At 63.6% G+C, this 21,852-nt stretch carries 20 protein-coding genes and 1 pseudogene; 11 read left to right on the top strand and 10 right to left on the bottom strand.

Annotated elements, in window-relative coordinates:
• Nucleotides 1-140: pseudogene (locus AX690_RS22650) on the top strand (IS30 family transposase); the annotation flags it as partial.
• A gap of 371 nt (nt 141-511) precedes the next feature.
• Nucleotides 512-1,402: a hypothetical protein gene (locus AX690_RS02485; protein ID WP_066682972.1), complete on the top strand. Its 891-nt coding sequence runs from the start codon at nt 512-514 to the stop codon at nt 1,400-1,402.
• Between the two features lie 1,005 nt (nt 1,403-2,407).
• On the opposite strand, the gene AX690_RS02480 is transcribed toward AX690_RS02485, so the two are convergent.
• Both AX690_RS02480 and AX690_RS02475 read right to left on the bottom strand, forming a co-directional pair.
• Nucleotides 2,408-4,555, bottom strand: coding sequence for a helicase C-terminal domain-containing protein (locus AX690_RS02480; protein ID WP_066682973.1), 2,148 nt, complete (start codon nt 4,553-4,555; stop codon nt 2,408-2,410).
• The gene (locus tag AX690_RS02475; protein WP_066682974.1) at nt 4,552-5,268 is read right to left on the bottom strand and encodes a hypothetical protein; all 717 of its coding nucleotides are present in this window, start codon (nt 5,266-5,268) and stop codon (nt 4,552-4,554) included. The genes AX690_RS02480 and AX690_RS02475 overlap by 4 nt, the downstream gene beginning before the upstream one ends.
• Nucleotides 5,269-5,371: 103 nt before the next feature.
• Here AX690_RS02475 and AX690_RS02470 point away from each other — a divergent pair, with 103 nt between their 5' ends.
• The 3 genes from AX690_RS02470 to AX690_RS02460 are packed head-to-tail and all read left to right on the top strand — an operon-like array spanning nt 5,372 to nt 7,633.
• A complete protein-coding gene (locus AX690_RS02470) occupies nt 5,372-6,040 on the top strand; it encodes a hypothetical protein (protein WP_066682975.1) in 669 nt (222 codons plus the stop codon).
• The gene (gene cas6e / locus AX690_RS02465; protein WP_066682976.1) at nt 6,027-6,590 is read left to right on the top strand and encodes a type I-E CRISPR-associated protein Cas6/Cse3/CasE; all 564 of its coding nucleotides are present in this window, start codon (nt 6,027-6,029) and stop codon (nt 6,588-6,590) included. Before AX690_RS02470 ends, cas6e begins: the two co-directional genes overlap by 14 nt.
• A gap of 8 nt (nt 6,591-6,598) precedes the next feature.
• On the top strand, nt 6,599-7,633 hold the full coding sequence (locus AX690_RS02460; protein ID WP_066682977.1) for a hypothetical protein: 1,035 nt from the start codon (nt 6,599-6,601) through the stop codon (nt 7,631-7,633).
• A gap of 52 nt (nt 7,634-7,685) precedes the next feature.
• Here AX690_RS02460 and AX690_RS02455 read toward each other — a convergent pair whose 3' ends face one another.
• Nucleotides 7,686-7,943 carry a hypothetical protein gene (locus AX690_RS02455; RefSeq protein ID WP_066682978.1) on the bottom strand — a complete coding sequence of 86 codons (258 nt, stop codon included), beginning with the start codon at nt 7,941-7,943 and terminating at the stop codon, nt 7,686-7,688.
• A gap of 85 nt (nt 7,944-8,028) precedes the next feature.
• Here AX690_RS02455 and AX690_RS02450 point away from each other — a divergent pair, with 85 nt between their 5' ends.
• The gene (locus AX690_RS02450) at nt 8,029-11,433 is read left to right on the top strand and encodes a type ISP restriction/modification enzyme (protein WP_197426761.1); all 3,405 of its coding nucleotides are present in this window, start codon (nt 8,029-8,031) and stop codon (nt 11,431-11,433) included.
• Between the two features lie 80 nt (nt 11,434-11,513).
• Here the strand turns inward: AX690_RS02450 and AX690_RS02445 are convergent, their stop codons facing one another.
• Nucleotides 11,514-11,921: a helix-turn-helix domain-containing protein gene (locus AX690_RS02445; protein WP_066682979.1), complete on the bottom strand. Its 408-nt coding sequence runs from the start codon at nt 11,919-11,921 to the stop codon at nt 11,514-11,516.
• A gap of 168 nt (nt 11,922-12,089) precedes the next feature.
• Between AX690_RS02445 and AX690_RS02440 the strand changes: the two genes are divergently transcribed.
• Genes AX690_RS02440 through AX690_RS02425 form a run of 4 tightly spaced genes read left to right on the top strand, consistent with a single transcriptional unit; the run spans nt 12,090 to nt 14,862 of the window.
• Nucleotides 12,090-13,328, top strand: a complete 1,239-nt coding sequence (locus tag AX690_RS02440; protein ID WP_197426760.1) for an FAD-binding oxidoreductase — start codon at nt 12,090-12,092, stop codon at nt 13,326-13,328.
• Entirely contained in the window at nt 13,328-14,059 is a 732-nt protein-coding gene (locus tag AX690_RS02435) for an SDR family NAD(P)-dependent oxidoreductase (RefSeq protein ID WP_066682981.1), read from the top strand. The genes AX690_RS02440 and AX690_RS02435 overlap by 1 nt, the downstream gene beginning before the upstream one ends.
• Before the next feature lie 17 nt (nt 14,060-14,076).
• Complete coding sequence (locus tag AX690_RS02430) at nt 14,077-14,577, top strand: DUF2726 domain-containing protein (RefSeq protein ID WP_197426759.1); 501 nt, start codon at nt 14,077-14,079, stop codon at nt 14,575-14,577.
• 27 nt (nt 14,578-14,604) lie between these two features.
• On the top strand, nt 14,605-14,862 hold the full coding sequence (locus AX690_RS02425) for a hypothetical protein (protein WP_066682983.1): 258 nt from the start codon (nt 14,605-14,607) through the stop codon (nt 14,860-14,862).
• A gap of 2 nt (nt 14,863-14,864) precedes the next feature.
• Here AX690_RS02425 and AX690_RS22645 read toward each other — a convergent pair whose 3' ends face one another.
• The 6 genes from AX690_RS22645 to AX690_RS02395 form a co-directional block, all read right to left on the bottom strand.
• Nucleotides 14,865-15,005 carry a hypothetical protein gene (locus AX690_RS22645; protein WP_156449538.1) on the bottom strand — a complete coding sequence of 47 codons (141 nt, stop codon included), beginning with the start codon at nt 15,003-15,005 and terminating at the stop codon, nt 14,865-14,867.
• 378 nt (nt 15,006-15,383) lie between these two features.
• Complete coding sequence (istB, locus tag AX690_RS02415; protein ID WP_369798163.1) at nt 15,384-16,115, bottom strand: IS21-like element helper ATPase IstB; 732 nt, start codon at nt 16,113-16,115, stop codon at nt 15,384-15,386.
• The gene (istA, locus tag AX690_RS02410) at nt 16,099-17,613 is read right to left on the bottom strand and encodes an IS21 family transposase (protein WP_021238707.1); all 1,515 of its coding nucleotides are present in this window, start codon (nt 17,611-17,613) and stop codon (nt 16,099-16,101) included. The genes istB and istA overlap by 17 nt, the downstream gene beginning before the upstream one ends.
• Before the next feature lie 125 nt (nt 17,614-17,738).
• Nucleotides 17,739-18,407 (bottom strand): superoxide dismutase, encoded by a 669-nt coding sequence (locus tag AX690_RS02405; protein WP_017184236.1) that lies wholly within the window; start codon nt 18,405-18,407, stop codon nt 17,739-17,741.
• A gap of 74 nt (nt 18,408-18,481) precedes the next feature.
• The gene (gene chrA, locus AX690_RS02400) at nt 18,482-19,879 is read right to left on the bottom strand and encodes a chromate efflux transporter (protein WP_040110184.1); all 1,398 of its coding nucleotides are present in this window, start codon (nt 19,877-19,879) and stop codon (nt 18,482-18,484) included.
• Between the two features lie 2 nt (nt 19,880-19,881).
• Nucleotides 19,882-20,805, bottom strand: a complete 924-nt coding sequence (locus AX690_RS02395; RefSeq protein ID WP_008603798.1) for a chromate resistance protein ChrB domain-containing protein — start codon at nt 20,803-20,805, stop codon at nt 19,882-19,884.
• A 195-nt stretch (nt 20,806-21,000) separates the two neighbouring features.
• Between AX690_RS02395 and AX690_RS02390 the strand changes: the two genes are divergently transcribed.
• The gene (locus AX690_RS02390; protein ID WP_066680183.1) at nt 21,001-21,843 is read left to right on the top strand and encodes a DUF1259 domain-containing protein; all 843 of its coding nucleotides are present in this window, start codon (nt 21,001-21,003) and stop codon (nt 21,841-21,843) included.
• Nucleotides 21,844-21,852 lie beyond the last annotated feature (9 nt).

Below are 21,852 nucleotides of genomic sequence, written 5' to 3'. Positions count from 1 at the left end.
AGAAGCTGCTGGAGCTGTCCACGCGGCTCAATCGGATCCCGCGCAAGTGCCTCGGATACCGCACGCCGGAGGACGTGCTTGCAGAGCAGATCGCGGTGACGGCTGGGACACGGGCGACGAACGGGCTCTGCGCGGTGTGATGGCTCCGCGCCCGCCCGTCGCCCGACTGCCAATGCCCTGAGAACCCTGACGTGACAGGAGGCCCCCTCCCCGTCATCCTGCCCAGGCTCTCCGTCGCACTTCAGCTAGAACCCGCACGACATTATCGCGCGCGATCGCTTTGTCGCGCCCCTGTCCCCTGGCGGCTCTTACGGCGTGCGACTGTGATGACAAAGGACCTCCCGCGCCGGCGTAACTGTCCGAGGCTCGCCGAGACCTTTACGCTGATCGCAAATCATGGTCGGGTGTACCTAGTTCGCGCGGCTCCTGCCGCTAGACGCGATCGGCCGCTGCCGCCCCCACTCATCATTTCGCCAGGTCGCCTCAGCATTGGCGCCCTAGGAGCAACACTATGGAACCCATGTCCTGGGAGCGTGCCAGCGCGCGTCTCGTAAATGCGGCCCAAGCCATGTTTGGCGAAGATTGGACGCGAGAGTTCTCGCGCTTCACGGAGATCAATCTTCGAACGTGTCAGCGGGTTAAGGCGGCTATCGACGCCGGCCAGCCGGATCCTCGCGCCAGCAGCCTTCTTAATGAGTTTAGCCGTCGGCTCTTGGATGTGGCTGAAGGTCTATCTGGTGGGCCTACGCTCAAGGTCACTGGCGTTCGTGACAACGACTTGCTGAGACTCCGCAAACTCGCCGCTGACGTCGAAAACGCGGGCCATGAAACATACGGCCCCTACGATCAGAGAGTTATGGAGCTGATACTGGGTGAAGCTGCGGCCCGGGAGGAGGCTACGGCGAACCTGCTCTATACAAGCGCTGTTGCGTTCGGAAATGAGAAGGCGACTCAAGCAGACGAGGAACACTTCTACTACAGGTTCAACGAGGCGTGCGGCCACCTCGACAGCATTTACGGGAGACCTTATGCGGGGCGCGCACTGCAGATGCTTATCCCCCCGCGAAGGCTGTTTAACGATCACGGTAGTCTTTGGCCGAAGCTGCCATATCGCCGGCTCTTCATGATTCCATGCGATGACGGTGAGAGCGCCGCGCTGGCCTTGTTCAAAACGATCGCCAAACACAAACGTCGGCCGCCCGGCATCGACGTCCAGCTCTTCGACATCATGTTTGGTCAGGACTTTCGCTCTGCTGAGCCGGCGTCCGACTACCATGTCGTCATTAAGGTGCTGGACAATGACGCAATCGCCGAGGCCCACGCCTTTCTCTGCGGCTTCACGGAGGCACCACTTGCATTTCAGGTCGATAGAGCTGACGCGATCGACCAGCGCAATGGCTAGGTGTCGGCCTCAGAACGGCAGGCTTCAACCGTCTGTTTCAGACAGCGCGTTAGGCCTTCTGCGCGGACGGGGACGTGCCAGGCACCGCGCGGGAAACCTTCGCGCTCACATCTGCCTATGTCGCCGTTAGACGGTTGAGTTGCGACAGCGATTGCCCCATCAACGTGTCATATCTGGTGACCAGATACTCGCGACGATAGCCTACATATTATAGCGTGTAGCAACTATAGTGTTCAGCAGCAGCGCGACTCCTTTTCATTCTGCTCGGGCTTCTCACGTTTTCGTGCCGCCTGTTGCGACGGCATGGCTAGGGGTTTCGCTTCGCCTCACGCGCTCACAGATGTTGTCGTGCCGCCGACATCGACGGCATACCTACGGATAAAAGTGGGTCGACAAAGACCCAGACATGTAGTCGTGCCGCAGTAACGGCATTTGACCTCAATTTAAGATCTCACTCTGATCATGCCGCATTTCCACGGCATCGTGAGGTTTAAGGCAGGGTCGCCGCCGAGGCCCTCTTGTTTTCTTGCCGCCACAAACGACGGCATGGCGAGGTTGGCGCCACTGAGTCCCTGGCCTTCGAGCTGTTGTCGTGCCGCCCAGCGACGGCATGGCGAGGGGGTTCTCGATTGCAGGACTACGAACCAGAAGTTGTCGTGCCGCCTCAAACGACGGCATTGCTGGGGCTTGTAAAGGGACGGAGGTCCCACACCCTGTTTTCGTGCCGCCCTAGAGGACGGCATGGCGAGGAGTGGGAGGATCGCGTCACCTACCACAGTTGTCGTGCCGCCCCACACGACGGCATGGCGAGGGAGAGGCGCGTTTCAAGCTTTGGCTTGCCGAGTTGTCGTGCCGCCCCAAACGACGGCATGGCGAGGGACGGGCAAATACCGCTTGAAGTCCCATCCAAGTTATCGTGCCGCCTCAAACGACGGCATGGCGAGGGGGGACCCTCGCTAGTGCATTGATCGACAATGTCAAAGACCCGCTTACGCCCGCCTAAATCTATGCGCCGAGAGCGTCAACCGCAGCCCATTCTATCAATTTTGCTTTGGGATAGGTCGCCGCCAGCGGCTTGGAGCGGAAACGCACCGGAATAGCATTGGCGAAACGGCGGTAGTGCGGGCTGGCGCCCGCTGGCGCCAACCTGTCGGGTAACGGAAAGCGTGGATCCAGGATCCACACCTCGACGCGATCGTCGGCCGCCCGAATACCGCGACCCAGCCCCTGCTTGAGCTTCCGGCTCGCATTGTTCTGAGCGATCGTTCGAATGCGCCGGAATGCCTCTGCCTCGGTCTTTCCTCGGCTCAGAAGCACCTCACGATACATGCCGAGGAACGAAGAACTCGTGTTCTGTATGGGCAGCCTGGTGACGACCAGATGGTCGACCAGTCCAGGCAAGTTCAGTCCCTCCCAAGCCGTCGGCGAGATCAGCATCGAGCCTGGCGTTTCGACGAATCGCCCAACGGCCTCTGACAGGGGCGTCCCCTGCGAATGCTCCAGCGGCGTCACCCCAAGCGCCCGGGCGGCCGAGGCCAGGGCCTGAGTGTCCCTGTAGCTGTTGGCCAGCACCAGGCAGCGCCCCTCGAGGCCGGCAATGTGCGCCAAGGTGCGAGCGCAGTAGCTGACCCACTCAGGATTGGTGAAGTCGTCGTCCGACTCGCTCTCAGCCTCGACGACGCGGCTTGGACGGGGAGCGTGAGGCGGCGAGAGGTGGAAGGTCATCCGACCAAAATCCTCGGGCGCATAGCGTCCGCTAAGGTCGCGTCGGACGTTGTGGTATTGGGGGTTGAGGCCAATCTCGGCCATGAAGCCGGTGAAGCTACTGTCGTCGGCGCCTGGGGCGTCCAGGGTGGCTGAGGTCATGACCACGGCCGAACGCAGCGTCTCTTGGCTGTCCTTGCTTTCGCGCCATAAGAGGCTCGCCATGCGACTGGCGTCGAACGGCACGACGTTGAAGGCCGGGATGGCCAGCACGGGCGAAAAGCTGACCCCTGGGATTTTGTAGTCGCTCATCCGCTCGCAGCAGTCGGTGAACATGGCCAACTCGCCTTCGAACACCTTGAGCTCCAGGACGTCAGTCTCTGCACCGCCCTTTTGCGCGGCCTTCATACCGCGGCGAAGTTCGGTGAGAAGTCCTGCCGCCACCTTCTGAAACTGAACGCGATAGGTCCCGTTCTTCCCGTCCCCGAGATTGACCATGCGCTTGGACGCCGCGCTTTGGCGATAGGTTCTGGGGACGTCCTGAATGAGCTGGTCCGTCAGCGCCTTGAAGTCAGCGATGTGCGACTCAAATGCGGCCCGGTTGGCGCCCTTCATGTAGAGAGCCGCCGTCAGCAGCTGCAGGGACGATAGGTGGACCTGATAGTGGCTGCGGATCACGCCCGGCAGCGTGTCCGCCTCGTCGATGACCAGCGCCGCTATCGGCGCTGCGCCCTCTGCGCTCAACAGCCGTCCGTACTGTCCAAGATCCATCGCCGTCAGGGCATGAGAGACGATCAGGAGATCTGCGGCATTGGAGCGCGCAACATGCTCCACATACTCCTCAGCCCCCGGCTCCGCACTGGCGGAAAGGCAGATGTCGCCGACCCGGATAGCCTCTGGCAACGGGCCGTTGTGCGCCGTCCACTCCAGGAGCGTGTTCCCCGCCTCCGCGAAATCGGCCAGGTCATCGAGATAGCTGACCAGCGACTTGTCGCTCGTCGGGTCGTTTATGATCTCGACCTGGAGCCGCTTGATCCTGGGACGCGACAGCCAGTTGCGCAGGCCGACCCGGCGAGCATGTGTAAGCCGCTTGCCGGTCAGCGCCTCGGCGACTTCGATCGCGATCGGGATCTCGGTGCTATTGAGCTGTTCGAGAAGGTGCAGGGTGAACGTGGAGATCGCGCCGCGCTTGCCTGTGTGGGCCGCGAACAGCGCAAGCGGCACAAGATAGCCGAGGCTCTTGCCGGTGCCGGTCTCAGCTTCCAGGAGCGTGACCGGTGCGCCCTTCCCGGGCACCGTGTCAGCGACGAACGTGCGCGCGCACGCCATAGCGTACTCGAACTGGGGCTGCGATGGGCGATAGGTGCGCCCACGCCGGCGCATGGCCTCGGCCAGTGGACCATCTTCCGCAAACGCGGCTTCGACATGCTGAAGGTAGTGTTCGATCATGACGTCGCGACCAGCTGGCCCTCAAGCTCGCTCGCGGCGATCTCGTTCCAGGTCGGCAGCGCGCACAGTACGAAGTCGCCTTCGAAGTACGGCGGCCTTACGCGCTCATAGCCTTCCAGACAGGCGCCGTTTGAAAGGCTTCGGAATTGCTCAAGGGGGATCGGCCGGGCCGGTGTGTTGTCCGGCAGGACGAGTGCGGGATGAGCGCTGGAGCATTCGAACTCCACTAGATCTATAGCCTTAACTTGGCCAAACCCCGCCGACCGCTTCGTGCCGATGAATCGCACGTCTTTGAGAAGGTCTCCGACGCCTGATAGGTCGCCAGTCCCGAGGAAGTGGATCCGGCTCGCGGTCACCGTCTTATACCGGCTGAGGCGGTTCTGGTGAGGCCCGCGCGCCAGATCAATCCTGGGATAGCTCTCCTTTTTCACGCCGTCCTTTTTTCGGCTCTTCATCGCCAGAACCGATGCGTTCATCGTCGCCGGCCGCAAGCCGCCGATGGACGTGTAGTCTGACAGAAACACCGGCGTCTCAAAAAAGCAGGCCGATCCCTCCCACACTGCGTCAGCGCGGCGAAGAGGTATGTCGTTGAGCGCCTGGTCGACGTTGGCTGTGCGCTCGTAGATGATCCCGGCCAGCAGGCTGTCGAGATTGAGCCGCTTGCCGGGAATGAACGGCGTGGCGAGCGAGATCGACGCGAGGAAATGGGCCATGTCATCTTCCGCGTGTTTGGGCGTTGACGGCAACTAGGCCTCTGATACGGTCGAACTGTCAAATCCCTAGTGAGATTTTCAAGTGACAAATCTCTCACCCGCCTTGTTCTGGTATGAGCGGCTCGGCCGGCACATCTGTGGCCTGCCTCGCGACGCCGTTGACGGACCCGACCTGGCGCTCAATGCGATGTTCGACAATGTGAACCCTGAGAAGGGTCGTTTGCGGCTTGGCGGGGCCGGCGGGACACTGTGCGTGGTCACGCCGGACAAGGCGCTGCTTCGCGCCAGCATTGCCATCCCCACCGGGCTACCCGATCACATCGAGATCTTCCCCCAGAGCGCAAAGACCAACAACCAGTGGCTTGCCGAGCTTTGGCGCTCCCCGCCGGCATCGCCGTACCTGGTGATCGAGTTTTCGAAGGCGACGATCTCATCGCGCGGATTTCGGTACTCGACGCGGGACGTGTTCCACATCAACGGCAAGCGGGAGATCGCCTACGACCTCAGCGCCATCCGCCGTGGTCTGCAGGCCTGCGACGGCGTCGATGCTAAGAAGCTGTTCGAGGCCAGCGCGTTGCGCCGCCGACAACTGGAAATCCCATCTGCCCGCCCAGCGCTGCAACTCAAGCTCGATGCGATCGCCAAGAAGATCCCGGATTTGGAGACGAGGCTAACCGCCCTGCCCCATTATGGCTCTGCGGAGGCCGACGCTATTCGGATCATCTACTACGTCGACCAAAGGGGGCAGAGGGCGAGCGATGACGCAGCTTAAGGAAGTGCTCCTGGCCATACCCGAAGAACTCGCCAAGGATCCCAAGGCGCTGCATGAGGCCGTTTATCGTGACTTCTCGGCCAGCAGCACTGAGCGCACCTTCATTTACACGGTCGAGTTTCAACCGTTCTGCGCCGTCCTCGTGCGGTCCGACAGGATCGACGCGCGCTTGGGCGCCAACAGTCTCGCGCCGAGCTATGACCCGCAGATTGACACTTACGATTTCAGGATCATCGCCTCGCCGGTCAAGCGCGCGGGAAATGGCAGGAACAAGCTCCGAGCCCTGAACTTTGGCCCGGTCGACTTTGATGGTCGACGAGACTGGCTAGGCCGCCAAGGCGAGCGTCATGGCTTCACCCTCGAGGGCGAGATCGAGGTCTCAACCCAGGCCATTCGCATTGCGCACCACGGAAACATGATCATCGACCGGTCCATCTTCCAGGGGCAGTTGAGGGTCACCGATCACACCGCCTTCGGCCAAGCCTATGCGACCGGGATCGGCCGTAACAAGGCCTACGGCTACGGCCTCATCCAACTCTTTCAGCAGTAGGAAACACCATGTCGACCCAGCAGAAATACACGGTCGTTTTCGACGGCGTCGTGACCGCGGTCTCCCCGCTTTGCACCAATCCGCCGGATGTGGCGCAGAAGCCGGCCCGTCAGCCCACCATGACTGTCTACTATGGCGCCGTGGCTGAGAACGTCCCCTACTTCCCGGCCGCCGGGTTCCGCGGCAAGCTGCGCAGGAAGGCTATTGACGTGGTGAGCCGGGCCCGCAACGAGGGCATGACCCTCGACAGCTACTACTACAACGCCATCGGCGGGGTGAAAGACAGCGGCGAGGAGGATTCCAATCCCCTCACGACCATGAAAGAACGCCGCCAGATGAACCCGATCATCGGTCTCTACGGCGCCGGCGATCCGTGGGTGAAGGGCTGCGCCAATATCGGGCACATGGTTCCCATCGAGCCCATTAAGCCCTTCGTGGTCACCGGCACGCGGAACGACGATTTCAAGAAGGGCGAGAAGGCGCTCGATATGCTGGCGCCCGAGGAACACGCGCGATGGGCTGATTTGAACCGGAACAACGCGCAGCGATCGCGTAAGGAGAAGCAGCTGAAAAAGCTCCAGTCCGATGCTCGGGCTGCAACCGGAGTCGAAAAGGACGCGCTGGAAGCGCAAGTCACCGCCCTCACCCAGGAGATCGAGGAGCACAAGGCCGTGAGCGGAAGCGTGTCGGTCAACCTGCCATTAGCCGGCTATGAGGCGATCCCCCAAGGCGCCCAACTCAAGCAGCTCATCGTTCTGACTGAAGCCACGGAGGAAGAGATCGGTCTCTTCCTGGCCACCCTGCAGGAGTTCGCCTTCGACCCGCGAGTCGGGTCACGGTTCTCACAGGGCAACGGCGTAATCTCGGCGCGATGGGACGTGAGGGTGCGGCGATCGGGGGAGATCAGCCCAACCAGTCTCGGCCAGGTCGCCGTAGAACCCTATGTCGGCGTCGAGATTCAGGACCAGTTTCTGTTGGACAGCGTGGCGCTGTTCAACACACGCCTCCACGAAGGCGCGTATAACTTCGACGCCGTTGATTAGCGCGACATCGGTATACACGAGCGGGGCGCCGCGGCGCTCGGCCACGGCGCGCTTACGCGGCGGACGCCCCTAGCCTCGTAATCTGATCTGCAAACTCCTGGCACACCGCTGCCTTCTCGTCGGCCGGGAGCCAATTCGACATCTGCGGCGTCACGACGGTCCAGAACGCCAGATCGCGCGCCGAAAGAGGCATTACTTGCGCTTGGCGCAGGGTGGTCAGCAAGCTTTCGAACCGTTCGCGGATCGACTCCACCGACGGAACGGTTGGCTCCGCGACGACAGGTTGTATGAATAGCTCAAGCTGAGACATGGCCTGAATCTCGACCTGATTCGGGATGGGGTCTAGTCGGGGTTGGCGGTTATCCACTGCCGCGTGACGGGAATGGGGGAGCGACTTGGCCACTTTGGACGACGCCATCGCCGCGTTTGGGGCCGCCGCCAAGGCGACGCTGGACAACCCGGCGATCACGGGCGAGCCGGAGGACCAGCTGCGCACGCCGCTGGTGACGTTGGTCAAGGCCATCTCGGGTCTGACTGGTCTGTCGGCGCATAACACCGAACTGGTCGGCGAAACCAAGCTGTCGGACCTGATGATCCGGCCGGATTTCGCCGTGACGCGCAAGGGCGCCCTGATCGGCTTCATCGAGGTCAAGGCGCCCGGCAAGGGCGCTGATCCGAACAGGTTCGGCGCCAAGTCGCACGACCGCGCGCAGTGGGAAAAGCTCAAAGCCCTGCCGAACTTGATCTACACCGACGGCAACGCCTTCAGCCTTTGGCGTGACGGCAAGCGCGTCGGCGACATCGTCTATCTGCAAGGCGATGTCCGGTCAGCCGGGGCGGCCCTGAAGGCGCCCGCCGAGTTGCTGACCCTGTTCACGACCTTCTACCAGTGGGACCCAATCCCGCCGCGTTCGCCAAAGCAGCTGGCCGAGATCACCGCCCGGATCTGTCGTCTGCTGCGCGACGAGGTGGTCGAGCAATTGGATCGCAAGGCGCCGGGCCTGACCAGCCTGAAGGACGACTGGCGCAACCTCTTGTTCCCGCACGCGACCGACGCGGAGTTCGCCGACGGCTACGCCCAGGCGGTGACCTTCGGCCTGCTGATGGCCAAGGCGCGCAAGATCTCGCTGAAGGACGGCATCGACGACGCCGCCAAGGAGCTGCGCAAGTCCAACACCCTGATCGGCTCGGCCCTGCGCCTGCTGACCGAGGAGATGGACGACCAGCACACCCTGGACACCTCGCTCAAGACTCTGACCGCCGTGCTGGAGGTCGTCGACTGGGACAAGCTCAGCAAGGGCGAGCCCGAGGCCTGGCTGTATTTCTACGAACTTTTCCTGCAGCAGTACGACACCAACCTGCGCAAGAAGACGGGTTCGTACTACACGCCACCGGAAATCGTCACGGCCATGGTGCGGCTGGTGGACGAGGCGCTGCGGTCGCCCAAGCGGTTCAACCTTGGCCGAGGTCTGGCCTCGTCGGAGGTGACGGTCGCCGATCCGGCCGTGGGCACCGGCACCTTCCTACTGGGCGTGCTGCGCAACATCGCCGCCACCGTCGAGGGCGAGGAGGGCGCAGGCTCGGTCCCCGCCGCCATCACCGAGGCCTTGAAGCGCCTAGTCGGCTTTGAGCTGCAGTTTGGCCCGTTCGCGGTGGCCCAACTGCGCTTGCTGGCCGAACTGATCGACCTGGTCACCTTCGGCAAGGGAGACGACGCCTCGGAGGAGCTGCACAAGGTGCTGAGCGGCACCCTGCGGCTCTACATCACCGACACCCTGGCCGATCCCGACGAGGAGTTCGGCTGGATTCCCTCCAGCATGAGCGGCATCGCCGAGTCCCGCCGCGAGGCCAATCGCATCAAGCGGCACGAGGCGATTACCGTCGTGATCGGCAATCCGCCTTACAAGGAAAAGGCCAAGGGCCTGGGCGGCTGGGTCGAGGATCGCGGCAAGCATCTGAATGCGCCACTGGACGACTGGCAGCCGCCGGTCAGCTGGGGCGTCGGCGCCCACGCCAAGCACCTGCGCAACCTCTACATCTATTTCTGGCGCTGGGCGGCGTGGAAGGTGTTCGGCGGCGATCCGTTCCGCAGCGGCACGGACCAGACCGCGATTGACGACTGGACCAAGCGCAAGGGCGTCATCTGCTTCATCACGGTGGCCGGGTTCCTGAACGGGCCTGGTTTTCAGAAGATGCGCGCCGATCTCCGCCGCGACGCCGATGAGATCTGGGTCATCGACTGCACGCCCGAGGGCCATCAACCGCCCCAGGCCAGCCGGGTGTTCGGCGGGGTGCAACAGCCTGTCTGCATCGTCATGGTCTCGCGCAAGGCCGATGTCGATCGCGATACTCCGGCCCGGGTGCGCTTCCGCGCCCTGCCTGAAGGCTCCAAGGAACACAAGTTCGCGGCAATCGCGGGGATGGGCCTGGACGACTCCGGCTGGGTTGACGCCCCCAGCGATTGGCGTGCGCCGTTCTTGCCGGCCGGCGCGGCTGACTGGGTCAGCTATCCGGCGCTGGAGGACCTTTTCCTCTACAACGGGTCAGGCGTGATGACCGGCCGCACCTGGGTGATCGCCCCAGACGCCCAGTCGCTGAAGGACCGCTGGACGCGGCTGGTCAACGAGACAGATCCGTTGGCTAAGGAGAAGCTGTTTCATCCGCATCTCCGTAACGGCAAGCCAGGCGACAAGCACGTTGCAAAGCCGGTGAAGGAGGGCCTATCGGGTCATGAAGCCCGTACACAGCCGGTTTCGCTAGATAGAGGGCCAGTTGTAGAGCCGGTCCGCTACGCATTCCGATCCTTCGATCGGCAGTGGATCGTGCCGGATGCGCGCCTGATCAATCAATCCAATCCGACGCTCTGGGGAGCTTCGTCGTCATCTCAGGTGTACTTTACCGCGCTAATGGCGCATTCGCCGACGCACGGTCCCGCCCTGACGATCAGCGGACCGATCCCCGACCTGCATCACTACAAGGGTTCCTTCGGCGGCCGCGTTTTCCCGCTCTGGTCCGATCCCGAAGCCACCCGTCCAAACATCGCTCCGCGCCTGCTGGTCGAACTCGGCGCGGCCTATGGCCGGGAGGTCGCCGCGCCCGAGGTCATGGCCTATATCGCCGCCGTCGCGGCCCATCCGGGCTATACCGCCCGCTTCGCCAAGCACCTGAAGCAGCCGGGCCTGCGCATTCCGCTGACGGCCGAGGTCGCGCTGTTCGACGAGGCCGTCGCGATCGGCCGCGAGGTTGTCTGGCTCCACACCTTTGGCGAACGCTTCGCCGAGGGCCGCCCGCCTGGCCCGCCGCGCGTGACCGACGGCCCTGAGCCGACCATCCCCGCCGACGGCGCCCTGCCCAAGACGCTGGACGCCATGCCGCATGAACTGGAGTACGACGCTGCCGAGCGGCGGCTCAAGATCGGGACTGGCTATATTGCCCATGTCGCGCCCGAGGTCTGGGCCTATGAGGTGTCGGGTAAGCGGGTGCTGAGCCAGTGGTGGAGCTATCGCCGGAAGGATCGCTCCAAACCGCCGATGGGCGACAAGCGACCGCCGTCCGAATTGTCCAACATCCAGCCCAACGTCTGGCTGCCGGAATACACGACCGAGCTTCTGTCGGTGCTCCGGGTGCTGACGCGGCTTGTCGCGCTGGAGCCAGCGCAGTTGAATTTGCTTGATCGCATTGTCAGTAGGCCAAACCTGGAAGCTGATAGGCTACGCGCCGCCGGCGGCCTCTCTAATGGTTCTGCTGATGCTGATCCGACCGGTACAGATGATGAAGACATAGCCGACGACGGCGCCTAGCACGCGGGTGGAGTTTTCGAGTCCGGCCCACCACTTACGATCTCAAGCGCAACCTGCTCTGTTGTCGTGTGTGCTCGGCGCTATTCCTCTCGGGAAAGTGTCCTCACGAGAGCGGCGAGATGTCGGCGGGTTTCGCCACGGCGGATCGTCGGGAAAGCCTCGGCGATCTCGACACCCTCCGGCGTACTCATGAGTGATTGAAAGCGCTGGTTCAGTGCCGCTTCCTTTTCCGCAAGTGCAGGGTCTTGAGGGGCCATATCGAGCCCCTCGAAAAACCATTCCACCGAGACCTGTAGGCGCTGTGCGGCGGCATAGAGTTTCGAGGCGCTGATGCGGTTGCTGCCGCGCTCGTACTTCTGGATCTGTTGGAAGGTCAGCCCCAGGGCGTCCGCCAGATCGCTCTGGCTGATCTCCATGAGCTTGCGGCGAAGGCGCAGCCGTGCGCCGACATGAACATCAACGGGATCTGGCGTCGTCTCGGTGCTCATTCGGGTACTTAGATCCTTCCTGGTCGGGTGGGGAAAAACCGGTCTTTCAGTGCCCTAGCCGGCGGGCTGTCGCAACAACCACAAGGTTGAAGGTTCACAGACGAGATAGATCCGTGCAAGCTCGCTTGCATGAGGCGCTCTGCGATCGACATCGAGAATTGGACGAGGATGCGCGCCAGGGCAGAGACGCTTACGCGGCCTTCCAGCCTCGCTGGTGTCGCTTCGGCGGTCAGCCGGGCCCCCTATACGAACATCGGCGGACGCCGTTCTTACTCAGACATCGGCCTCCCGGACCGGGCGCTTGCACTTGATCACTGCGGGCGTCGGCGGATCGTCGATTGGAACCCCGCCGTCGCCCGTATCACCGTCGAGGCAGGCATGCGTTTAGCCGATCTTTGTGCCGTAACGATCCGGCGCGGTCAGTTCCCGGCGGTGCTCCCTGGCACGGGCTTCGTCACAGTTGGCGGGGCCGTAGCGTCCGACGTTCATGGAAAGAACCACTCGCTTCAGGGGTCGTTCGGCAACCATGTCCGTCAAATCCGGCTGCGGCGCTCCGACCGGGGCGAAGCCATCGCCGTCCCTGACGATCAGCTGTTCCGGGCGACTGTCGGTGGCCTCGGCTTGAGCGGAGCGATCACGGACGTGACCTTGGAGCTGCAGAATGTCGGCTCGGCCTATCTGGATCAGGAGGCGTCCCCGCTCGTCCATCTCGCTGACTACGCGCAAGATCTCCCCCATTCTGACGGTTATGAGTTCAGCGCGGCTTGGATCGACCTGACCGACCCGCGCGCCGGCGGCGTCGTCTTGAAGGCGCGTTGGTGCTCCGACGGCGATTTCACCGCGCCGACGCGTCGAGAAGCGACCATCCCGGTCACGGCGCCGCTGAGCTGCATCAACGCCGTAACGACGTCCCTGTTCAATTGGGCTTATCGTCGGCGTGCCGAGGGCCAAGGTTCAGAACGGATCCACTACACCCGTGCGCTCTGGCCCCTCGATGGGCTCCTCAACTGGAACCGGCTCTATGGCCCCGCAGGGTTCGAGCAGTATCAGGTTTATACGCCGGACATTGAGCCTCTCGTCGAGGTCTGCAGGCTCGCGCGACTTTCGGGCCTCGCTTCACCTCTGACCGTGTTGAAGCGCTTTGGGTGCCGTTGTCCGGCGGGCATGATCAGTTTCCCTCGCAAGGGCTTCACCCTGGCGATCGATTTTCGGCCCGGTCGCGAGCTCGCCAAGACCTTCTCAGCGATGGATGAGGTCGTTCGTGCGGCGGGCGGTGCCTGGTACCCCGCCAAGTACCAGCGCTTGAGGCGAAGCGACTTTGAGCAGGCGTTTCCGGCCTGGTCGGAGGTCGTCGCGATGCGCGACCCGATGGTCAGAACTGGATTTCTGGAAAGGATGACCAGCTGATGCACGCTGTGATCTTGGGCTCTTTGTCGGCCATCGCCGACTCGACCGTGAGGCTTCTGGCTGATGCGGGCTGGTCGTTTGATCTCTTCGCACGGTCAGGCAACGAGCTTGAACGGCAAGTCGCCGATCTTCGTGCGAGGGGAACCCAAGCCTTCGGCCACACCGTCGATTTGGTAACCTCAGATGCGGTCGCGAAATTGGCGAGCGTTCTGGCGTCTCGGCCGCCTGATCTCGTGCTCATCGCGTTCGGCGCGCTGGGTGATACGACAACCGCCGCCCATGATCTTGGACAAGCCACGCGGCTTTGGGAGGTCAACTTCAACGCGCCGGCGCGGCTCAGTTTGGCCGCCGCCAACGCCCTTGAGCGTAACGACAGGGGCGTGCTGGCCGTGATCGGGTCGGTCGCCGGCGACCGTGGCCGCCAAAGCAACTACATCTACGGCGCCGGGAAAGCTGGCCTCGAGACGCTGATCGAGGGGCTGGCTCACCGGCTTTCGCGCGCAGGTCGCGCGAGGGCCGTATTGATCAAGCCCGGCCTGGTGCGAACGCCCATGACCGACGGGATGGACACTAGCGGCCCCCTGTGGGCCACGCCTGAGGCTGTGGCCAGGAGGATCGTTAGCGCGGTCGCCAAGCCTGGCGTAGTGACCTATGCGCCGGGCTACTGGAAACTCGTGATGCGCGTAATACGCGCGATGCCCTATAGGCTTCTGCATAGGACGGCGCTCTGATGGGCGGGGCGGCAAATATGGTGGCGCCGCTCCTCATCCTGGCGATGATCGTCGCGGTTTGCCTATTCAAGTCCGGCGTGTTGTCGGTCTCGGCGTTCAAGGAGCTTTTCGCCCCGCCCTATCGGTCTCGAAGGCTGCTCTCCGACAATGAGATTCACTTCGCCGGTGTCCTCGAGCGCGCCCTACCCGACTACAAGGTGATCCCGCAGGTCAGCTTCGGCGCGTTCCTGCGCGTCAAAGAGGGGCTTTCGCGATCGTCGGCCGTTGCGGCGTTCAATAGAGTGTCCAGCAAGCGCGCCGACTGGGTCGTTTGCAATAGGCGCTATGAAGTGCTGTGTATCGTTGAGCTGGACGATCAGTCTCATGACCAGGACAAGGACGCCACGCGCGACAGCTATACGGCCTCTGCAGGCCTGCCGACGTTGCGTGTCCCTTCCCGAAACAAGCCCGATGCGAGCGCCTTGAGAAAAGCGGTCTTGGCGTGCATGGAAGGCCAAGCCGTAACGACGCGCATTTGATCGGCGAGCTTAATCGTGAGGTTGCCAGTGACCGAACCCGCCAACGACAACCGCCTTGGCCTCCAGTTCACGGCCGTGCTTGAAGCGACCAGACGTGCTCACGAGCAGTCGGTGGCCTATCTCGAAGAAGCGCAACGGCTTGATGCTTCTGATCCCTCTGAGCTGACCCGCGCAGCGGTGCTGACCGCTCAGACCAGCGTGTCGACCACAGCCGCAGCACTGCAGGCGCTGGAAGAGGCCCAGAGCACGCTCTTGGCGGAGATCACCTCCGAACAGCTCGGCTAGGGTCAGAACGAGGCGAACAGGCACCCTGCAGCGATCAGGCCGAGCACGCGGCTTAGGGGATCGCGGAACGCCCATACGATCGGGTCGTAGCTCAGAGCCCCGCGGTGGGCGATGAACCAGACCCGCAAGAGCCAGACGGCCACAAGTCCGCCTATGACCCATAGACCAGTTGTCTGCGAGTAGAGGCCAGACGGCCCGCCATTGAGCGCCACGTAGAGAAGAAAGACCACCACGGCGCCAAAGCCTGCGCCAAGACCCGCCGACAGGGTGAACGCCCAGTCCGTCGGCGCGTAGCCGCGTCCAGGCGTTTCTGTTTGGTCGGTTTGGCGCCTGAGCTCAGTATTGTCAAACGGCGTTCAAAAGGGACCCCCGATCGGCGTCGAAGAGGGACCCCCTTTTCAGATAATATGATGCTGGTTTGTTGAAGATGGCCTTGCGCTGCGTGCGGCGGAGGGCGGGCGTAGCCCGACCGGAGGCGCGCGCAGCGCAAGATAGATTTTTGAAGGCGCCGAAGGTGGCTGTCAGCTGCGGTTTTTGAAGCGCCAGCTGTCGTTGCCCGTCTCGACGATATCGCAGTGGTGGGTGACGCGGTCGAGCAGCGCCGTGGTCATCTTGGGATCGCCGAACACGGTCGGCCATTCGCCGAAGGCGAGGTTCGTGGTGATGATGACGCTGGTCCGCTCATAAAGCTTGCTGATGAGGTGGAACAGCAACTGCCCTCCCGAGCGGGCGAACGGCAGATAACCGAGCTCGTCGAGAACGATCAGGTCGAGCCGCGACAGCTGCGCCGCCAGGGTCCCGCCTTTGCCGATCCGGGTCTCCTCTTCGAGGCGTGTCACCAGATCGACGGTGTTGAAGTAGCGGGCGCGAGCGCCCCTTCGCACGACATTGGCGGTGATCGCGATGGCGAGGTGGGTCTTGCCTGTCCCCGTGCCGCCGACCAGCACGATATTGCGGCGAGGCGGGAGGAAGGAGCCATCGTGAAGGGAGCGGATCATCTCCTCATTGATCGGTGTGCCCTCGAAGCTGAACCGCTCCAGGTCCTTCACCACGGGCAGCCTCGCAGCCGTCATCCGATAGCGGATGGAGGCTGCATCCCGGTGGGTCGCCTCAGCACGGAGCAGGTCGGTCAGTATCTCCATGGTGGTGCGCTTGCGCTGGAGGCCGGTGGTGACCGCCTCGTCGAACGCCGCCGCCATGCCCTTGAGTCCGAGGCCGCGCATCGTGTCGATCATATCATGCCGCTGCATCATAGCCTCGCAGCAGATCATAGCGGGCACAGTCGGCGAGCGGAGGATGCTGCAGCATCCGGTCTTCCGAAGTGACGATGCTGTGGGGTGTCGCCGGCTCGCGGCGCCGGGAGAGGATGTTGAGGATCAGCTCGTCGCTGGCCGTTCCGTTCGCCAACGCTTCGCGCACGGCAGCCTCTACCGGCTCCAGGCCATCGGTGAGCACCGCCGAGAGGACCCGCACGAACCTGCGATCGGCCTCGTCCCCGGTGCCGAGCCTTCGCCGTAATCGGTGCAGGGCGGGCGGCAGATCCCAGTCCTGGAACGGTGCGCCGTTACGCAGCGCGCCGGGCTTGTGCGCGAGGACCGGCAGATAATGCCAGGGATCGTATATCGTGCGGTTCCGACCGAAGTGGCGCTCATGCTCCCCGACGATCGCATCGCCGCAGCGTATGACGATGCGATCGGCATAGGAGCGCACCTGAACGGTCCGGCGTGCGGCCGTCGACATGACCGAGTAGCGGTTGCGATCGAAGCTGATGAGGCAGGTGCCGGTGACGGCATGCTCGCTCTCATGGAAGCCGTCGAACGGTGCCAGGATCGGCTGCAGGGCCGGTCGCTCCATATCCAGCGCCTCGGCGACGGTAATATCCCCGCGTTCGGGATGGGCATGATGCTCGGCCCAGCGCCGGCACTCGGCCTCCAGCCACCCGTTGAGCTCGGCCAGGCTGGCGAACCGGAGCCGCGGCTGGAAGAAGCGGCCTCGGATTGTCTGGACCTGCTGCTCGACCTGGCCCTTCTCCCATCCCGCCGCCGGCGAGCAGGCGGTCGGCTCGACCATGTAATGATCGGTCATGATCAGGAAGCGGCGGTTGAACACACGCTCCTTGCCGGTGAACACGGCCGTCACCGCCGTCTTCATATTATCGTAGATACCGCGTCGCGGCACACCGCCGAAGAACGCGAACGCCCGGGCATGGGCATCGAACAGCATCTCCTGGCCCTCGCGCGGATAGGCCCGGACATAGGGTGCGCGCGAGTCGCAGAGACGCATATGCGCCACCTTCACCCGCATCGGCTTGCCGGCGATCTCCACATCCTCGTGGCTCCAGTCGAACTGGTAGGCCTCACCCGGCTGGAAGGTCATCGGGATGAACGCCGGTGCGCCTTCGCCAGCATCCTTCCGCCGCGCAGCACGCCAGCGCGCCGCATAGCGGCGCACCGCATCATAGGATCCATCGAACCCCTCGCGCACCAGCAGGTCATGGATACGCGTCATCCGTAGCCGATCGCGGCGGCCGCGACCTTCGTTCTCCTCAAGCAGCGCATCGAGACGATCCTGATAAGGACCGATCCGCGGCAGCGGCTGGACTTTGCGCTGATAGTTGAACGCCGCCTCCGGCGACCGGATCGCTTTGCGGACGACCTTCCGCGACAAACGAAGGTCACGAGCGATCGCCTTGATCGCCTTACCCGCTGCATGCTCACGCCGAATCCGAACCACTGTCTCCACGATCAACATCCCGTTCTCGCCAACTGATCAAAACCAGTCGGCCGACTAAATCCCCGGGATGAAGGGGTCCTTTTTGCACGCCGATCACCCCACGAAGGGGGTGCCTATTGCACGCTGATCCTCAGCGGTCGGGTTCAGCCGCCGCCGCGCAAAGCCGCGGCATAGCGCCGGTCGACCACTTCCCAGTCGATGTTGCGGAAGAAGGCGTCGACATATTTGGCGGCGGCGGTGCCGTAATCCATGTGGAAACTGTGCTCGTACATATCGAGCGCGAGCAGCGGCACGCCGGCAATCGCACCGTGCATATGATCCCACGCCCAATGGTTGTGCAGCGAGCGCGTGTGGAGATTGTAGACGAGCACGCACCAGCCCGATCCGCCGGCAAGGCTCATCCCGGTACGGCGGAAGTCGGCTTCCCAGCGGTCGAACGAGCCGAACGCCGCGCCCAGCGCGTCGCGGATGGAACCGGCTGCCTGGCCGTTGCCGCCGAGCCCGTCGAAATAGACCTCATGGAGCACGACCGAGCCGGTGCGGTGCAGCTCCTCGCGCTTCAATCCGCCATAGACCACCGGCGGCAGGTCCGTGTCAGCGAGCGCGGCGGCAAGTCGTGTCTCGATCATATTCAGGGCCTTGACCGAGCCCGCATAATTGTTCTCGTGGTGCGATGTGATCAGCCTTTCGGAGAGGCCGTGAAGCCTGGCGGGATTGAACCTGAGCGGCTTGACCTGATGATTTCCGGCAAAGGCGGGGACAGCCGCCGGCGCTGCGGCCGGCGTCTGCGCAGAGGCTTCGTTGATAGTCATGGCGGCGGCTCCGATGCCAAGAGTTGCGATTGCACTGCGTCGGGAAAGATGGTCGATCGTCACGCGTCACTCCTTCAGATGATCATTACATATGCGGCCCCGAGGACCGAGCAGACGCCGAGCACCGGCAGCATGCCGGCCTTGAACCGGAACATGGCGAGTATCGCACCCACCGCGAGCGCCAGCGCCGGCCAGTTGACGGACGTTAGGACTGGGAGATCGATGGTGCCGGCTGCGAACGGCACTTCGCGGACTTGCTCGAACAGAGTGTGGATACCAAACCAGACCGCCAGATTGAGGATCACGCCGACCACTGCGGCGGTGATCGCCGAAAGCGCGGCCGACAATGCGCGGTTGCCGCGCAGCCGCTCGATGAATGGCGCGCCGGCGAAGATCCACAGGAAGCATGGCAGGAAGGTAACCCAGGTGGTGAGGATTGCGCCGAAGGTCGCGGCGACGAGCGGCGGCAGCCCGGTCGCTTCGCGGAAGGCCGCGAGGAAGCCGACGAACTGCGTCACCATGATCAGCGGCCCGGGCGTGGTCTCGGCCATGCCGAGCCCGTCGAGCATCTCGCCGGGCTGGAGCCAGCCATAGGTCTCGACTGCCTCCTGCGCGACATAGGCGAGCACCGCATAGGCGCCGCCGAAGGTCACCACCGCCATCTGGCTGAAGAAGGTGGCGATGCGGCTGAACACGTCGTCGGGGCCGAACGCGAACAGCAGCGCTGCGACCGGCCCGAGCCAGAGCAGCAGCAGGACGCCGGAGATGCGCAGCGACCAAGAGAGGTTCGGCCGGGCATGGTCGGGAAGGCCCTCGCCAAGAGCGGTGTCGCGGTCGTGGATTATCTCAGCGCCGGCGGGACCATGTCCGCCGCCGCCCTTGAATGCGGCGTAACCAGCGCGGCCACCGAAGAAGCCGATCAGCGCGGCGGCAAGCACGATCAGCGGGAAGGGCACGTCGAGCACGAAGATCGCGACGAACGCCAGCGCGGCAAAACCGCGCATGACGTTGTTCTTCAAGGCACGCGAACCCACCCGGACCACCGCCTGTAGCACCACCGCCAGCACGGCGGCCTTCAATCCGAAGAACAATCCCTCGACCAGCGGCACTTCGCCGAGCAGCACATAGACATAGCTGAGCCCTAAAATCGCGAGGAAGCCGGGCAGCACGAATAGCGCGCCCGCGACCAGGCCGCCCTTGGTCTTATGGAGCAACCAGCCAATATAGACAGCTAGCTGTTGCGCTTCAGGGCCGGGCAGCAGCATGCAATAGTTGAGCGCGTGGAGGAACCGCTCCTCGCCGATCCAGCGCTTCTCCTCGACCAGGATGCGATGCATCACCGCTATCTGGCCCGCCGGTCCGCCGAAGCTGAGCAGCGCGACCCTGATCCAGACGCGCACCGCCTCGCCAAAGCTGATGCCGTGCTCGTGCAGCGTCTCGACTGCGATTTCAGCGCGTGCGCTGGCCTCCATCTTTAGTCCTCTTTTCGCCGGGTGAAGTGAGCATAGAATCCGTCGAGCGCGGTCGATCCGCGCGCGATCCGCTCCTCGTCGTCGTCGGTGCCGGCACAGATGCCGGCGATAAGCGCGCTCACTCCCGGAGTTTCCGGGCGCTCGAACCGAGCATCGGCAATATCAAGGTCGTGAACAATTTCGCCGAGCGCCCGCAGCGCGGGGTCGGTCTCGAGACCGGTGAGGAACACCAAGGTCTCGAAGGAGCAGCGGTCGCCTTCGTGGGTGAACTCAGCGTCCGCCATGTCGAACCTCAGTTCGTCAGGCTCCGGCACATATCCTTTGCCCTCGACGAACTTGAAGCTCGCCTCGGGGTCGATGAAGCGGCGAATGAGCCAGGCGGACGCGATGCGATCGACATGGACATGGCGGCGCGTCACCCAAACGCGGCGCTTTAGCTCCGCCGGGGTCAGCTCGGGCGCACCGGGGCCGCTCACATCGGGATGTTGGTGAGAGCGGCGGTCCGCCTCGGTGATGGCGGCCTGTGCCGCCTGCCGACCATGCGCACCGAAAAAGTCGATCGCGGCGACCTCGTTCAGGCGTTTGCGCAGGCGGCCCACATCCGCCGCCGCGACATACTCGCCCTCACACAGCGCGCGCGCCTCGCGTGCCAACTCCTCATAGTCGGCGTCACGCGCAGCGTCGAACACTCCGCGCAGCTCCGCATCGCCCATGCCGCCGACAAGGCGCGCTTCGAGGATCAGCGCCTCGCCGCCATTTTCGGTGATCTCGCGATGCAGTTCTTCGAACAGCGCGCGCGTGTCCTCGCGATTGGGGAGCGCATGGACGGCGTTCTTGAGCGGCGCGGCCCCGATCGCCTGCAAACGCCGCCAGACCTTCACCCGCAAATAGGCAGGCTTAGCCGGAAGCTGCGGGATCAGGAGCAACCAAGGGGAAGCTTGTGTGTTTGTCATAGTTGTATCGTCACTAGCCTACAAGTGTAAGGGTTGCATCACAAGCCTCATGAGCATAGGACTGCTTATCCCGAAGAAAGAAACCGGAGCGCAATGTCGCGGCTCGCCGGCGGCGCGCTCGCATGACGTGAGGCTTTCCGTGTCGAGTGCGCTGATGAAGGATCAATTATGCTGAAAAAGACCATCGCCTTGGGATTCGCCAGCCTCCTGCTGGCAAGCCCGGCATGGGCAGCGCCGGACTGGTCGGCTGTCGACCGGGCGATAGGACGAGCGGGGGCCGAACAGCCGGGGGGCGTTCACCGCTACAGCTTCCCGCGTTCGGACCTGAGCGTCACGCTGGATGGGGTGACGATCAAGCCCTCCCTCGCGCTCGGCTCTTGGGCGGCGTTTCAGCCGATGGGCGACGAGGCGATGGTGATGGGCGATCTCGTGCTGACTCACGACGAGGTGAACCCCGTTTTGAGCCGCCTGCTCGCAAGCGGTTTTACGATCACCGCGCTCCACAATCACCTGCTCCGCTCTTCGCCTGCGACCATGTACATGCACATTGCCGGCCACGGCGACCCGGTGAAGCTCGCGGCCGCGCTCCGGCAAGCGCTATCAGCCAGTCGGACCCCGCTCGCCGCGCCGCAATCGCCTTCGGCCAGCGCAGCCGCATCGCGGCTCGACCTCGATGTGGCCGCGCTCAACCGGTTGATGGGCGGTGAGGGCAAGACGGCCGGTGGCATCCTCCAATACAGCTTTCCGCGCGCCGAGCGGCTGATGGACGGCGATATGGAGACTCCGCCGACGATGGGCACGGCGACCGCGATCAACTTTCAGCCAACCGGGGACGGCCGAGCCGCCATCACCGGCGATTTCGTACTTGTCGCAAACGAGGTCGATCCGGTCCTGCGCGTGCTGCGGACGAACGGGATCGAGGTCACGGCGCTGCATAATCATATGCTAAACGACGAGCCGCGGCTTGTCCCCCGTCAGCGCCACTGGCACAGATTTGAGGTTGTGAGTTGAGGAGGATCT

Source organism: Caulobacter sp. CCH9-E1, assembly GCF_001556515.1.
In the GTDB taxonomy this organism is placed as follows: Bacteria; Pseudomonadota; Alphaproteobacteria; order Caulobacterales; family Caulobacteraceae; genus Caulobacter.
This window is presented reverse-complemented; position numbering and strand designations above follow the sequence as displayed.